This window comes from Pyxidicoccus caerfyrddinensis, from assembly GCF_010894405.1.
Taxonomy (GTDB): Bacteria; Myxococcota; Myxococcia; order Myxococcales; family Myxococcaceae; genus Myxococcus; species Myxococcus caerfyrddinensis.
The window spans coordinates 113,362-127,525 of record NZ_JAAIYA010000011.1 but is presented as its reverse complement, the minus strand read 5'-3'; the positions used below and the strand labels follow the sequence as shown (position 1 = coordinate 127,525).

13 protein-coding genes are annotated in these 14,164 nt (G+C 70.1%); 6 read left to right on the top strand and 7 right to left on the bottom strand.

Annotated elements, in window-relative coordinates; translation table 11 throughout:
- Positions 1-36: 36 nt before the first annotated feature.
- The 6 genes from G4D86_RS26425 to G4D86_RS26400 form a co-directional block, all read right to left on the bottom strand.
- Positions 37-1,083: a phosphatase domain-containing protein gene (locus G4D86_RS26425; protein WP_163996811.1), complete on the bottom strand. Its 1,047-nt coding sequence runs from the start codon at positions 1,081-1,083 to the stop codon at positions 37-39.
- Positions 1,080-2,117 (bottom strand): phosphate acyltransferase PlsX, encoded by a 1,038-nt coding sequence (gene plsX / locus G4D86_RS26420; RefSeq protein WP_163996810.1) that lies wholly within the window; start codon positions 2,115-2,117, stop codon positions 1,080-1,082. Before plsX ends, G4D86_RS26425 begins: the two co-directional genes overlap by 4 nt.
- A 10-nt stretch (positions 2,118-2,127) precedes the next feature.
- Entirely contained in the window at positions 2,128-3,408 is a 1,281-nt protein-coding gene (locus tag G4D86_RS26415; protein ID WP_163997036.1) for an MFS transporter, read from the bottom strand.
- Between the two features lie 101 nt (positions 3,409-3,509).
- Entirely contained in the window at positions 3,510-5,567 is a 2,058-nt protein-coding gene (gene gltC / locus G4D86_RS26410; RefSeq protein WP_163996809.1) for an adventurous gliding motility protein GltC, read from the bottom strand.
- Positions 5,564-6,346, bottom strand: coding sequence for an outer membrane beta-barrel domain-containing protein (locus G4D86_RS26405; RefSeq protein WP_163996808.1), 783 nt, complete (start codon positions 6,344-6,346; stop codon positions 5,564-5,566). The genes gltC and G4D86_RS26405 overlap by 4 nt, the downstream gene beginning before the upstream one ends.
- Positions 6,343-7,173, bottom strand: coding sequence for an outer membrane beta-barrel domain-containing protein (locus G4D86_RS26400; RefSeq protein ID WP_163996807.1), 831 nt, complete (start codon positions 7,171-7,173; stop codon positions 6,343-6,345). Before G4D86_RS26400 ends, G4D86_RS26405 begins: the two co-directional genes overlap by 4 nt.
- A 274-nt stretch (positions 7,174-7,447) precedes the next feature.
- Between G4D86_RS26400 and cglC the strand changes: the two genes are divergently transcribed.
- The 5 genes from cglC (at position 7,448) to ybaK (ending at position 11,734) form a co-directional block, all read left to right on the top strand.
- Positions 7,448-7,966 carry an adventurous gliding motility lipoprotein CglC gene (cglC, locus tag G4D86_RS26395; protein ID WP_240360484.1) on the top strand — a complete coding sequence of 173 codons (519 nt, stop codon included), beginning with the start codon at positions 7,448-7,450 and terminating at the stop codon, positions 7,964-7,966.
- A gap of 85 nt (positions 7,967-8,051) precedes the next feature.
- Positions 8,052-9,488 (top strand): vWA domain-containing protein, encoded by a 1,437-nt coding sequence (locus tag G4D86_RS26390; protein ID WP_163996805.1) that lies wholly within the window; start codon positions 8,052-8,054, stop codon positions 9,486-9,488.
- Between the two features lie 128 nt (positions 9,489-9,616).
- Positions 9,617-10,114 carry a 5-(carboxyamino)imidazole ribonucleotide mutase gene (gene purE / locus G4D86_RS26385; RefSeq protein WP_163996804.1) on the top strand — a complete coding sequence of 166 codons (498 nt, stop codon included), beginning with the start codon at positions 9,617-9,619 and terminating at the stop codon, positions 10,112-10,114.
- On the top strand, positions 10,111-11,253 hold the full coding sequence (gene purK / locus G4D86_RS26380; RefSeq protein ID WP_163996803.1) for a 5-(carboxyamino)imidazole ribonucleotide synthase: 1,143 nt from the start codon (positions 10,111-10,113) through the stop codon (positions 11,251-11,253). The genes purE and purK overlap by 4 nt, the downstream gene beginning before the upstream one ends.
- Positions 11,254-11,257: 4 nt before the next feature.
- The gene (gene ybaK / locus G4D86_RS26375; protein WP_163996802.1) at positions 11,258-11,734 is read left to right on the top strand and encodes a Cys-tRNA(Pro) deacylase; all 477 of its coding nucleotides are present in this window, start codon (positions 11,258-11,260) and stop codon (positions 11,732-11,734) included.
- An 8-nt stretch (positions 11,735-11,742) separates the two neighbouring features.
- Here the strand turns inward: ybaK and G4D86_RS26370 are convergent, their stop codons facing one another.
- A complete protein-coding gene (locus G4D86_RS26370) occupies positions 11,743-12,771 on the bottom strand; it encodes a zinc-binding dehydrogenase (RefSeq protein WP_240360483.1) in 1,029 nt (342 codons plus the stop codon).
- A gap of 72 nt (positions 12,772-12,843) precedes the next feature.
- Between G4D86_RS26370 and G4D86_RS26365 the strand changes: the two genes are divergently transcribed.
- Positions 12,844-14,085 (top strand): hypothetical protein, encoded by a 1,242-nt coding sequence (locus G4D86_RS26365; protein ID WP_163996801.1) that lies wholly within the window; start codon positions 12,844-12,846, stop codon positions 14,083-14,085.
- Positions 14,086-14,164 lie beyond the last annotated feature (79 nt).

The window sequence follows — 14,164 nt, the reverse complement described above, 5'->3', positions numbered from 1 at the left end:
GGGGCCCGGTGCGCGAGTCGCGCCGGGCCTCGCGCCCTACTCCTCCGACGGCTTGCCCCGCCCCTTGTGGGTGCGCGGCAGCGCGTGGTGGATGAGCTTCACGTAGTCCACCGCCTGCACCGGCGGCGGAGGTGGCGGCGTGCCCAGCGCGGCCAGGCGCTTGCTGAACGCGGCCAGGATGTCCGGCATGGGCCGCATCGCCGCCAGCAGCTTGTTGGGCCCTTCCAGCGCCTGCGACAGCGCAATCGCCGCCTGTTGCAACGGCAACCCGCGCCGCAACAGGTCCTGGAAGGAGTTCGACAGGGTGATGATGTTGTGCCCCGCCGTCTGCACCATCTCCACGGCGATTTTGAGCACCTGCGGCGCCGTCAGGTGTCCGTCCGCCAGCAGCACCAGCGCGGCCTGGAAGTAGTTGAAGATGGGCACCACGCGCGGGCCATATGCGGAGAACTGCGCGGGCGGCGTCAGCCGGTCCAGGTGGATGAAGATGCGCCGCACCGGGTCCGACACCGGAATCTTCTTCCACGCCTCGCGCACCCGCGCCTGGTCGTCCGGGTACACCCCGCCCGCCTCCAGCACCTGCGACAGCACCCGCTCGTCGACACGGCCGGCAATCAGGTCCGCGAACAGCGAGTAGATGAACGCGTCCGCCTCCGCGTCGTCGCCGAAGAGCACCTCCTCGGCCTCCACCGGCGCGTGCACGCGGCTCTCCAGAATGGCCGGCAGCTTGTAGCCCACCTGCCCGCGCAGGGCCCGGAAGCGGCCGCGCAGGAGGTTGCCCACGTTGTCCTTGAGGACGAACTCGTCCCACTTCACGCCGTCCAGCTTGAGCTTCTCCTCCAGCACCGCCCGCATCTGCTTGGGGCTGCCGGAGACGATGCACAGCCGTGAGTCACCCTGCTCCGACAGCTCGCGGATGAGCGCGCTCGCCCCCGGCACCGCCACCTTCTCGTGTGCCTTCTGGAACGCCGTACGCACCAGGTCCCGGAGCGAGTCGAACTCCGTCTGGAGGTACGTCTTGTCCAGGTCCCACCGGTAGATTCGCCGCGGGGGACGCGGGTCGATGCGGTCCGGCAGACTCACTTCTTCAGGCCTTCCCGGATGGCGGTGGTCAGGTTGTTCGCCACCACCTTCGCCGCCACCTTCCCCGCGTTGGCGATGGCCCGCGACTTCGAGCGCCCGTGCGCCTTGATGAAGATTTTGTCGAACCCCAGAATCGGCGCGCCGCCGTACTGGTTCCAGTCGGTGATGTCCTTGATGCGCTGGATGCCGCTGGACAGCATGGCCAGGCCCGCGCGCCAGCGCAGGCTCTCCTTGTAGGCATACTGGGCCAGCTCCACCACCGTCTCGTGGACGCCTTCCAGCATCTTCAGGCACACGTTGCCCACGAAGCCGTCCGTGACGATGACGTCCGCGGTGCCCTTCGGGATGTCGATGCCCTCCACGTTGCCGATGAAGTTGATGTCGTGCATCTCCGACAGCCGCGCGTGAGCCTCCACCACCCGCGGCGGGCCCTTCTGCGGCTCCACGCCGTTGGACAGCAGCGCCACCTTCGGCCTGTCATTCTTGGAGATGATGCGCGCATAGGCCGAGCCCATGACGGCGAACGTCACCAGGTCCTCCGCGTTGGCCTCCACCGTGGCGCCCACGTCGAGGATGAGGGAGAACGGGTCCTCCTTCGCGCCACGCACCGAGCGCGTCGGGTACACCGTGGCCAGCGCCGCGCGGCGCACGCCGGGGATGAGCTGGAAGTGACGGGCGCACGCCAGCACGCCCGCGCCCGTGTTGCCGGCGGACACCAGCGCCTGCGCCTCGCCCTCGGCCACCAGCCGCGCGGCCACCGCCACGGAGGCATTCGGCTTGCGCGCCAGCGCCTCGCCCGGCTTCTCGTCCATGCCGACGAAGTCCGCCGCGTGCTGCACGGAGATGCGCTCGCCGTTGTGCTTCACCTCGGCCAGCGCCTCGTCGATGAGCGTCCTGTCGCCCACCAGGAGCGTGTGGATGTGGGGGGACTCCAGCGACAGCATCGCCGCGCCCCGGACCACTTCCGCGGGACCGTGGTCCGTCCCCATGACATCGAAGGCAATCGTCACCGGCTGCGGCTGCGTCCCCACCATGGCCTCCATCTTAGGACCTTTGCTCGGCCCCCGCGCCTGCCATTCTCGCCTGGGCCACCAGCGATAACGCCAGCAGTCCCGCCCCCGCCACCATCACCGCCGCCGTCCCGTACGGCGCCCCCGGCCCCAGACGGGTGAAGAGCCACCCGCCCAGCGCCGGCCCCACAATCCGCCCCAGCGAGCCGAAGGCCTGGTACGCCCCCAGCACCGCGCCCAGCCGCTCCGGCGGGGCATGAACAGATACCAGGGCGGACAGACACGGGTTCACCAGCGCCGAGCCCACCGCCAACAACCCCATCACCGGGAAGAGCCACGCATAACCGGGGGCCACCGGCAGCAGCGCCAGCCCCGCGGCCGTGAGCCCGAAGCCCACCGCGGCCACCGGGGCCTCGCGCCCGGGCCTGCCCTCTCCCCCGCCCACCAGCCGCCGCACCAGCCCCCCCTGCACCAGCGCCGACAGCACGCCCACCACGGCGAACAGCCAGCCGGCCCGCAGGCTCGCCTCGCGCAGCACCGCCGCGTCCGGCAGCGCCGCCTGCAGGAACAGCCCGCCCTGGAGCGGCACTGGCCCCGTCGAGAGGAAGCGCGTCAGCAGGTAGACGGAGAAGGTCCCCTCCATCTGCGCGAACGCGGTGGTGAACACCAGCACCAGCACCAGGCACCGCCCCACCACCGGCAGGTGCATGGCCAGCGACGCGCCCTTCAGCGTGCGCGCGTGCCCTTCCGGGCCACCCGGGGCCCGCGACTCGGGCAGGAAGAAGAAGGTGCACACGAGGTTGAGCGCCACCAGCCCCGCGGCGAACAGGCCGATGGCGAGGTTGCCTCCCCACGCCCCCAGGAAGCCGCCCAGCGCCGGCCCCAGCACGAAGCCCAGCCCGAAGGCCGCGCCGATGACGCCCATGCCCCGGGCCCGGTCCTTCGGTGGGGTGATGTCCGCCACCACCGCCTGCGCGGTGGAGATGTTGCCCCCGGACACCCCGTCGATGATGCGCGCCACGAACAGGAGCGGCAGCGAGTGCGCGAAGGCGAACAGCACGTAGCCCACCAGCGAGCCCACCTGGCTGATGAGCAGCACCGGCCGCCGGCCGTACCTGTCGCTCAAGCGGCCCAGCACCGGGGCGGCCACCAGCTGCATCAACGAATAGACGGAGATCAGCAGCCCCACCGTGAACGGTGAGGCGCCGAACTTCACCCCGTACACGCCCAGCTGCGGAATCAGGATGCCGAACCCGATGAGGTCCAGCGCGACGATTCCGAAGACGACGCGCAGTGACGCCGCCCGCCTCACCACCAGGAACACCTTCCTTTTCAAAAACGAAACCGCCGGGAGCGCGGAACATAGCGCCCCCGGCGGTGGGTGGGGTGGAGAAGTCCCCGTTGTGACGGGTACGACTACATCGCCTCGGCGGACTGGACGTTCCGGTTCGCCGTGTCGCGCTCGATGCAGCCCTTCGTCAGCGTGTACTGGTACGTGCCCAGCTCGTCGCGCCAGTACTCGCCCTCGTACGGCCAGTAGAGCTGGTCGTCGGAGACGGCCACCGAGTACTTGTACTTCTTGACGATGGCCGTGCGGCCACCCGCCTTGAGCTGCTCCTCGAGGAACTCCTTCTCCTTCGTCGTCGTCTCGAACTTGATGCGCAGGCCGTTGGCCAGCAGCTGCTTGAGCGCGACGAGCTCCGTCTCCAGCTTGCCCTTGGCCATGATGCCGGCCTTGGAGATGAGCGCGGTGCGCTGGACCTTGAGGCCCTCCAGCAGCGTCTTGCTCAAGTCGGAGTACTTGAAGGTGTCCGCCCGGTTCGCGAAGGCGTCCATCTCCCCTTCCAGCTCGAGGATGGAGTCGTTCGTCTTGCTCAGGTCCTGGTCGGTGAGGGCGAGGCGGAGGATGCGCTCCAGGATGATGTCCGTCTCGTTCTTCTCCAGGCCGTCCTTGTTCTTCTTCTGCACCTCGGCGAGCACCGAGTAGTACTCCCCGGCGTCCATGTTCTTCTTCACCAGCGCCTCGAGCTGGTCATGCACCGGCAGGTACGTGCGCTCGAAGTCCTGGAGGATGAGGTTGGACTCCCGGTAGCGGCAGTTCTCGTAATAGATGACCGCCTTCAGGATGAGCGCCTCGGGGAAGTACTCCTCGCGGAAGAAGGGCGACGAGAGCGTAATCAGGTTGCCCAGCGCCTGCTCGTACTGGCCCACGCGGTAGTTGGCCCAGGAGGCCTCGAAGAGGGACTCCAGCCACTGCGTGTTACCGCGCTCCACCTTGCCCAGGTAGAAGAGGGCGTAGCGGTTCTGCTGCATGCCGTAGTGCGTACGGGCCAGCTGCATGAAGGCCAGCTCGCGCAGGGACTTGTCCAGCTTCGCCTGCTCGGCGGACTTGCCGGGCATGGGCCGGGTGAGGCGGATGACCTCCTTCATCGCTTCGACGGAGGCCAGCATCTCCCCGTTGCCGCGCTTGGAGGCCGCGTCCTTCGTGCGGCTGCCGTTGCGGAAGGCGGACAGGCCCTCCAGGTACTTCGCGCGCGGGAAGAACGGGTCATTGCGAGGAATGCTCAGCGACAGGCGCTTCACTTCCTCGAAGCTCTTGTCCGCGTCCGCCGGCTGGCCCACCTGGTCCAGCGCGCGGCCACGCACGAAGTGGTAGCGCGCCAGGAGGTAGCGGAACTCGTTCCGGTACTTCTCGGGGAACTCCTGGTTCGCGTGCCGGGCAATCTCGTCGAGGATGACCGTCTCGTTCTTCGTCTTGCGGCTGATGAAGAAGAGCCACTCCAGGCTCGTCTTGAAGAACTTGGTGGACGGGCCCAGGGCGAGCAGCTTGGAGAACTCACCCAGGGACGAGTGGTACATGCCCATGCGGTAGAGCGACTTGGCGAGGACGTAGCGCGCCTCGGTGTGCAGGCCCGCCAGCTTCGCGTCCGCGAGCAGCTCGTGCGCGGACATGGCGGCCTTCTCGTACTCGTCGTTCTTGAAGAGGTTGACCGCGATGTCCAGGCGCTGGCGGTCCGCCGTCTTGCCGGACACGTCCACCGCGTCGAAGGACATGGTGGGCGCCGTCTGCTTGGGCGCCTCCTGCGTCAGGTCCAACCCCAGCCCACCGGAGGAGCTACCGGACGAGGGAGTGGACGCGGAGGCCGGCGGCGCGGCCGGGGTCGGCGCGGGAGCGGGCGTGGTCGTCGCGGGAGCGGCGGGCGTGGCCACGGCGGGCGCGGACTCGGCGGCCGGCGTCTCGGTGGAGGCGGCGGCGTCCTCCTCCGGCGGCGTCGGCGTCTTGGTCGACTTGCCCCCACGCGTCTTGCGCGTGGTGGTGGTCTTCTTCTTCTTGCTGGGGGTCGTGCCGCGCTTCTTCTTCTTGGACGCGGCGCCGAGGTCCAGGCCCTCGAAGCTCTGGGCGAAGCTGGGGGCCGTCCAGGCGAGCGCGAGCCCGAGGACGGCGAGACGGATGAGCCGGAAGGAGCGGATCATGACTCGGAGCCGTTGAGGAAGAAGAAGGACACACCCAGCTCGAACATCAGCTGGTTGCGCAGGTAGTTGTCGGCGGTGCGGCTCTTCTCCACGTAGATGAGGTCACGCACTTCCGTGCGCAGCGTCACCCAGCGGTTGAAGAAGAAGCGCGCACCGACGCCCAGGTTGCCGCCGCCGGTCATGTAGTTCTTCGCGCCGGTGGGCGTGGACAGGTCCGGGCCGCGGTACTGCACCGCGGAGGCACCCGCGACGCCGTACAGGTCGAAGCTGATGAACTTCTCGGCCAAGAGCGACAGCTTCCCGTAGATGGGCGCCCACTGGACGTCCGCGCCAGCCAGCAGCTTGAGCTGGCCGGGGGCCTGCCCGTCGAGCTGGTTCATGGTGGGCGAGCCGCAGCCGCGCGTGGCGCCGCCCTCGGTGCCGTCCGTGAAGGTGCAGATCTGCGCCGCGCCGGCCACGGTGTTGAGCGCGTAGCCCAGGCGCAGGCCGACACCCAGCGTCTCCAGCGGGTGGTAGGTGAGCGTGCCGCCGAAGATGTACTTGCTGAAGAAGGCGTCGCGCAGCGACACCGAGGCGGAGGGGCTGAACTCGAAGCGCCCCTTCTTGAGGAACAGGTGCCCGGAGACGGGACGCACGCGCTCACGCAGTGGCCCGAGCCGGTCCTTGTCCACCTCGGAGACGTCGCCGGCCTCCTCCTCCTCCTTGGAGGAGGACTGGGCGTGGCCCAGCGCGGGCACCACGAGGCACAGCGCCAGGAGCAGACGAAGGGTCCACTTCATTCCGCGTCCCTCCCCGTCGAGCTGAACGGCAGGAACAGCGAGATGCCGGCGTTGAGGGTCATCATGTTCTGGATGGCGCCCTTGCTGCTGCCCAGGGGCTGATCCACATAGGAGGTGTTGATGAGGGCCACGTTCACGGCCAGGTAGTCCTTGGCCACGAAGCGCATGCCCAGGCCCAGGTCGGCGGCCGGGTTGAGCCCGCGGTCGGGCAGCGCGGACGTCTCCGTCCGCACCACGCCGGCACCCGCGAGCAGGTAGCCGTCGAAGTGGAGGATGGAGTTGAGGAACGCCACCTTGCCGTACAGCGGGCTCCACTCCAGGTCGCCCATGGCGGACCACTCGGGCACGGAGTTGTAGATCTTGCTGTTGAAGGTGCGCTTGGCCGTCCGCACGTCGTCGGACGGCACGACCTGCATCACCGACGCGCGGCCGGCGATGGCGAGCGTGTCCGCCAGGTACCAGGCGCCGCGCAGCGACGCGCCCACCTTGGAGTAGAACGGATCATTCACCGAGATGCTGACCAGCGGCGTCAGCTCGAAGCGACCCTTCTTTCGGTAGACCTTGCGCTGGACGCTCTTCACCCGGTCCTCCTGGGTGATGTCGGTCAGCGGTGCGATGGGCTCGGGCTCTGGAGTCTCCTCCGCGGTGGCGGCCACGGCGGGCGCTGCCTCCTCCGCGGGCGGTGCAGCGGGTGTGTCCTCGGAAGAAGGGGACGACGCGGCAGGAGACTCTTCCTTCGTCAGGTCGAGTCCCATGCCTTCCTGGCTCTGCGCGGGCGCCAGGGAGGGCACCAGACACAGGGCGAGCAGCAACGTGGGGCGGTTCAAATCCGGAGGCTCCGTGAAGGGAGGGGGGGCGTAACTGCCACCGGGGGTACAGCGCGACTCTCGGTTTCCCCATCCTATCGGTCGCATTCCCAACCATCAACCATGCCGCGCATGCCTGGTTACCCTGTATCCCTCCGGTATTCCTTCACATTTCCACAGGCTCAGACCGTGGTACGGGGGCGTTGGCGTCAGGGGGTGCTGTGCTACCCTTCCTGGGGCCGTCGCGGGTCCAGAGGTCCCGCGCCCCTCCCCCCTTCTTAGAGGTGTCATGAAGATGTCCGTGCGAACCGCCCTCCTGATGTCCGCCGCGCTGCTTCTGGGTGGCTGCGAGGTCAGCAGCGAAATCGGCAAGGAGTGCACCCTGGTGCGCAAGGCGTCCGCCGAGGAGGAAACGACTTTCGGCCGCAAGTTCATGCCCATCCTCGAGAAGGAGGTGGCTCCGAAGCAGGACTTCATCTCCTTCGGCTCCATCGAGTGCGAGGACCTCATCTGCGTGCGCGACGCGGCCTTCCCCCGCGCCACCAATGAGGACGGCACGGTGAACCAGAACGCCGAGGCCAAGGGCTACTGCAGCAAGGAGTGCGTGGAAGGCTCCAACGCGTGCGAGGTGAAGGACACCAGCGGCGTGCTGGAGGGGCTGCCGGAGCGCATGGGCTGCCGCGCGCTCCTGCTGGATCAGGACACGCTGGAGGCCCTGCGCTCCTCGGACGAGGCCTTCTACCGGCGCACGTTCGGCGAGAACAACTCGCCCTTCTTCTGCGCGGGCGCCCCGGTGGCGCAGTCCAGCAACTGAACGTTTTCCGGCGCGGGGGGTAGACCTTTTCCCGCGCTTCGTTCGTAAAGGCAGGGCCCGCGTCGTTTGCGCCAGGAGCCCTGCCATGAACCGAACGGTCCTCTTCCTCAGCCTCGCTGGTGGCCTCGCCCTCACCGCCCTGGTGCTGGGGCTGCCGCAGCTGGGAGTGGTGAAGCCCCCGCAGCCTCCGGTCCCCGTGGTGGTGGTGGCGCCGCCGGTGCCCCCCACCCCGCCCCAGCCCGTGACGGCGACGCCCGGCTCGCTCACCATGACGAGCCGCCTGTCGCACCCCTACATCCCCGCGGGCACCTCTGAAGTCTTTGCCACGGTGGACCTCACCGGCGCCGAGGTGCCGGGGGCGAAGCGCAGCGCGGTGAACCTGGCGCTGGTCATCGACCGCTCGGGCTCCATGAGCGGCTACAAGCTGGCGCAGGCGAAGCAGGCCGCGCGGCACCTCGTGAGCCTGCTGCGGGACGAGGACAGGCTGGCCATCGTCCACTACGGCTCGGACGTGAAGAGCCTGCCGTCCTTGCAGGCCACGCCCGGCAACCGGGAGCGGATGCTCCAGTACGTGGACGGCATCTGGGACGAGGGCGGCACCAACATCGGCGCGGGCCTGTCCGCCGGCCGCTTCCAGCTCGCCACGGCGCAGGGGCAGTTCCACGTCAACCGCCTCATCCTCATGAGCGACGGCCAGCCCACCGAGGGCGTCACCGACGACGAGGGCCTGACGCAGCAGGCGCGGGAGCTGCGCGCCGCCGGCATCACCCTGAGCGCCATCGGCGTGGGCACCGACTTCAACGAGGACCTGATGCAGGCGTTCGCCGAGTACGGCGCGGGTGCGTACGGCTTCCTCGAGGACGCGGGGCAGCTGGCCACCCTCTTCCAGAAGGATTTGCAGCAGGCCACGACTTCCGTGGCGCGCGACGTGACGCTGACCTTCACCCTGCCCCCGGGCACGTCGCTGGGCGAGGTGATGGGCTACCGCGCCAGCCAGTCCGGCAACGTCGTCAGCGTGCCGCTGCCGGACTTCTCCGCGGGCCAGCTGGAGCGCGTGGTGGTGCGGCTGAACGTCACGGATGACACGGTGGGCCACACGGTGCGGGTGACGGATTTGAAGCTGGCCTACACGGACCTCATCCGCAACGTGGGCGTGGAGAACGCGGCCACGCTGTCCTCGGTGGTGACGGACCGCCGCGAGGAGGTGCTGGCCCGGCAGGACAAGGAGGCCACGGTGTACGCGGCCCGGGCGCGCAGCGCCGTCAACATGCAGAAGGCCGCCGAGGCCCTGCGCGGGGGCCGCAAGGACGAGGCGAAGGGCTACCTGCAGCAGAACCAGGCCCTCTTCCACGAGGCCAGCGCCGTGTCCGGCGCCGCCGCGGTGGCCGCCGACGTGGCCGAGCAGCAGGCCACCCTGGACGAGTACGACAGCGCGGACAACGACGAGGAGACGCGCTCGGCCGTCAAGCGCAGCAAGGTCAAGGCCATGAAGAGCTTCGGCAAGGTGGGCTCGACGTACTGAAGCCGGGCGGGCGGGCGTCCACTGGAGGACCGCCTCACCTTCCGTGTTGACCGACGGAATCCCCCCGCCCTATCTCCGCGTTTCCTCCGCCTTCGGCCGGAGAGAGCGCACGGAGGCGCGCACACCACATGGCGAGTACGATTCCCCCCTGGGTCGGGGTCATCATGGGCGGCAGGAGCGATTTGGAGTACCTGCAGCCGGCCGTCGACATCCTCAAGGAGCTGGGAATCCCCCATGAGGTGCGCGTGGTGTCCGCCCACCGGACGCCGGACTGGATGATGGAGTACGCGTCCACCGCGGAGTCGCGCGGCCTGTCCGTCATCATCGCCGCCGCGGGAGGGGCCGCCCACCTGCCCGGCATGGTGTCCAGCAAGACGCTGCTGCCCGTCATCGGCGTGCCCATGCCCACCACGCTGCTCAGCGGGCTGGATGCGCTGCTCTCCATCGTCCAGATGCCCAAGGGCGTGCCCGTCGGGACGCAGGCCATCGGCAAGCCGGGCGCCGCCAACGCGGCCCTGCACGCCGCCGCCATCCTGTGCCTGAAGTACCCGGAGCTGCGCGAGCGGCTCGCGGCCTGGCGCAAGGCGCGCACCGACGAGGTGATGGCCCACCGGGAGATTTCATGAAGTCGCGCGTGGTGCTGCCTGGCGGGACGATTGGCATCCTCGGCGGAGGCCAGCTCGGGCGGATGATGGCGCTGGCGGCGCGCACGCTGGGCTTCCAGGTGCAGGCGCTGGACCCGGACGCCACCTGCCCCGCCCTCTCCGTGGTGGACCGCTGCATCACCGCGTCCTTCTCCGACACCGCCGCCGCCGAGGAGCTGGCACGCGGCTGTGACACGGTGACGCTCGAAATCGAGAAGGTGTCCCTGGCCACGCTGGACGCGGTGGCGCGCCATGCGCCCATGCGCCCCGGCTCGGACGTGCTGCGCATCGTCCAGCATCGCGGCCGGCAGAAGGGCTGGCTCGCCAAGGGCGGCTTCCCCCTGGGCCCCTGGCGCGAGGCGCACTCCGAGCAGGAGCTGTCCGAGGCGATTCAAGCGCTGGGCGGCCGCTGCTTCGTGAAGTCCAGCGAGGGCGGCTACGACGGCCGGGGCCAGTGGGAGGTGAAGTCCGCCTCCGAGGCCGCGACGGCGTGGAAGGAGCTGGGCGAGCGCTCCGTGGTGGTGGAGGCCGCGCTCGACTTGAAGTCCGAGCTGTCCGTGCTGGTGGCGCGCAGCCCGAAGGGCGAGACGGCGGTGTACCCGCCCGCGTACAACCACCACGAGGAGCGCATCCTCGCGTGGTCGCTGTTGCCGGGCCCGCTACCGCCGCAGGTGTCGGCGCAGGCCACGGAGCTGGCGCGCGCCATCACCGAGTCGCTCCAGGTGGAGGGGCTGCTGGTGGTGGAGATGTTCCTGCTGGGCGATGGCAGCCTGCTCGTCAACGAGGTGGCGCCGCGCCCGCACAACAGCTTCCACTCCACGGAAGTCGCGTGCCTCACGTCGCAGTTCGAGCAGGCGGTGCGCGCGGCGTGCAACCTGCCGCTGGGCTCGGTGGAGGTGGTGCGCCCCGCGGCCATCGTCAACCTGCTGGGAGACTTGTGGCTGAAGGAAGGCGGGCCGCGCTTCGAGCAGGTGCTGGCCATGCCCGGCGTCCGGCTGCACCTGTACGGCAAGCGGGACGCGCGCAAGGGCCGGAAGATGGGGCACCTGTCCGCGGTGGGCACCACGCCCGAGGACGCGCTCGCACGCGTGAAGGCCGCGGCCACCGCCCTGGGGGTGTGACGCCGTGAAGACGAACGCCGCCCGCATCCTGGACTCGCTCGGCGTGAAGTACGAGCTGCGCGACTACGAGGTGGACCCGGACGACTTGTCCGCGGAGTCGGTGGCCGCGAAGGTGGGCATGCCCGCCGAGCAGGTCTTCAAGACGCTGGTGGCGCGCGGCGACCGCACGGGCGTGCTGATGGCGGTGGTGCCCGGCAACGCGGAGCTGGACTTGAAGGCGCTGGCGCGGCTCACCGGCGACCGCAAGGTGGACACCGTGCCGCTCAAGGAATTGCAGCCGCTCACCGGCTACGTGCGCGGCGGCTGCACCGCCATTGGCAGCAAGAAGGACTACCCTGTCTTCGTCGACGAGACGCTGGAGCTGTTCGACGTGGTGGCGGTGTCTGCGGGCGTGCGCGGCACGCAACTCGTCCTCACGCCCGCGGACTACCTGCGCGTGACGAAGGCGAAGACGGGCCCCATCTCCCGCGACAAGGCCTGACGCCCGCGCTACGCGGCGGCGCCCTGCCCCGGCACGAAGAGCACCTTGCCCGCCGTCATGTCCGAGCAGGCGATGCGCACAGCATCGCCCGCGGACTCCAGCGGCAGGCGCGCGCGCACGGGTGTCTCCAGCACGCGGCCCACCAGTGCGGGCACGGCCATGCCCGCCTTGAGCTTCTCGCGCCCGAAGCCCTGGCGCCCCCAGCGCTCCATCCAGAAGCCCTCCACCTTCTTGCCGCCGAAGATGAACTCGCCCGGGTGGATGCGGCACTCCTGCTCGGACAGCAGGCCGTGGACGATGAGGGTGCCGCCATCGGGCATCGCGTGCAGCAGCTGCCCGGTGAGCTTCCCGCCCACCGCGTCGAAGGCGAGCGACACCTTCAGCTCGTGGCAGATGAGGCGCAGCCGCTCCTCGAACTCGGGCTCGTGGCTGCTGAGCACGTGCTCGGCGCCGAGCTTCTTCAACAGCTCCACCTGCTCCGGCCGTCCCACCACGTGCACCATGGGCACCTTCGCGCGCAGGGACAGCGCGAGCAGCATCCGCCCCATCGAGCTCGCGGCCGCCGTCTGCGCCAGCGCCACGTGCCCGCCCTCCCGCGCGCGCTCCATCAGCGCCCAGGCGGTGAAGGGGTTGACGAAGAGGCTCGCGCCCTGCTCGTCGGTGATGTGTGAGCGCAGGGGCATGACCTGTGACAGCCCCACCACCGCGTACTCCGCCCACAGCCCGTCCCCCTCGGCCGGGGCCACGCACGCCACGCGCCGGCCCACCAGCAGCTTGCCGGTGACGCCGCCCGCGGCCACCACCGTGCCGCTGCCCTCGAAGCCCGGCACCGTGGGCAGCGGCTTCTTCACCCCGTACATGCCGCGGACGAACATCATGTCCGACGGGTTGATGGGGGACGCCGCCACGCGCACCAGCACCTGACTGGACGTGGGCTTCGGCACGGGGCGCGTCTGCACCTGCAGCGACGTCGGCCGCCCGTCATAGGCGGTGAGGACCAACGCTCGCATCGTCTGGGGAACGGGAGGGGTGCTCATCCGGAAGACCTTTTTATTCGCCCGCGCGTGAAAGGGGGAATTCCCAGCCTGACGCAACTACGTGGGGAGTCGATGAGCGCCACCATTTTGCAATTCCACCACCGCGAAGCCTTCGAGCGGACCGTCACGCGCGCCCTCGCCGCGGGCGCCGGGGCGGGACTGGTGCACCTGGCCACCCTGCGCGTGGGGCTGCCGCTGCCGCTGGCGTGGCTGGTGCCCGCCGCCGTGGTGCTGGCGTGCGCGCAGGGAGACCGATGGGACCGCATCCTCCTGGGGGGACTGGGGCTGCTGCTCACCGCGATTCCGTACGCGCTGGGCATGGCGCCCGGGTGGACAGTGGCGTGCAGCGCGGCGGCGGCGGGGGCGCTGCTGGTGCGTGCGCGGCTCAGCGAGCGCGGTGAGAAGGGACAGGTGGCGGAGGTGCGCCCCACCCTCGTGCACTTCGGCCTGGGCGCGGGACTGAGCGTGGGGCTCACCCTGGCCGGCCTCGAGGTGGCGCGCGTCTTCTCCGCCCGCTTGGCGGACCTGGCCACGCCGGCACTGCTGGGAGCGGGCGTGACGGGCGGCATCCTCGGCCTCTTCGTGGGCCTGAGCGCGGTGGCCGCCCACCTGGGGTTGTCCGCGGACCCCGTGGAGGCGCGCGCAGAGGAGCTGCTTCCGAAGCTGTCGGGTGACTTCCGCACCCTGTCCGAGCGGGCCCTGTCGCTGTACCGGCAATGTGGCCAGTCGCTGGCCCTGTTGCCGCGTGAGCCTGCTCGCGAGGAGCTGGCCCGCACGCTGGCGCGCATCACCCGCGACGCGGTGGAGTTGGCGTCCGAGTGGGCCGGAGTGGAGGCGCAGCTGGAGGAGCGCGCCCAGGCGGAGCTCCAGGCCGAGCGCGAAGATTTGGAGCGCAGCGCCCGCGCCAGCACGGACGCGGTGGCGCGGCGGCAACTGGAGCTGGCCGCGGCCTCGCTGGCGGAGGAGGTGGCGCACCTGGGCGAGCTGAAGGGGCGCCGCGAGCGCATCGTCGCCCGGCTGCGCGCCGAAGTGGCCCTGCTGGAGCGGGCCCGCGTGGCGCTGCTGTCGCTGCGCAGCGGTCAGGCCCAGCTCAAGGCCGCGGAGCTGTCCGCCCTGGCCCGCCGTTTCCGCTCCCTTTCCTCGGTTCAGTGGGAGGAGGGCCAGGCCCTGGACGCCGTTGCCACCCAGGCCGCGCTGTCGGTGACGGCTCCAGTGTCCACTACTGGGGGAGAGCCGCTGCCGGCCGTTTCCCCGCTCCCTTCCGAGGAAGAATCCTCGAATTCCGGGGGGTTGGAGCGGGTCCGGGAGGCCTGAGGGGCCGACTGGCCGGCCGGGGAGGCGGGGACGAGGGGGCCCCGCGTTACCCGGCCGCCACGGCATTCTCACGGGGGTG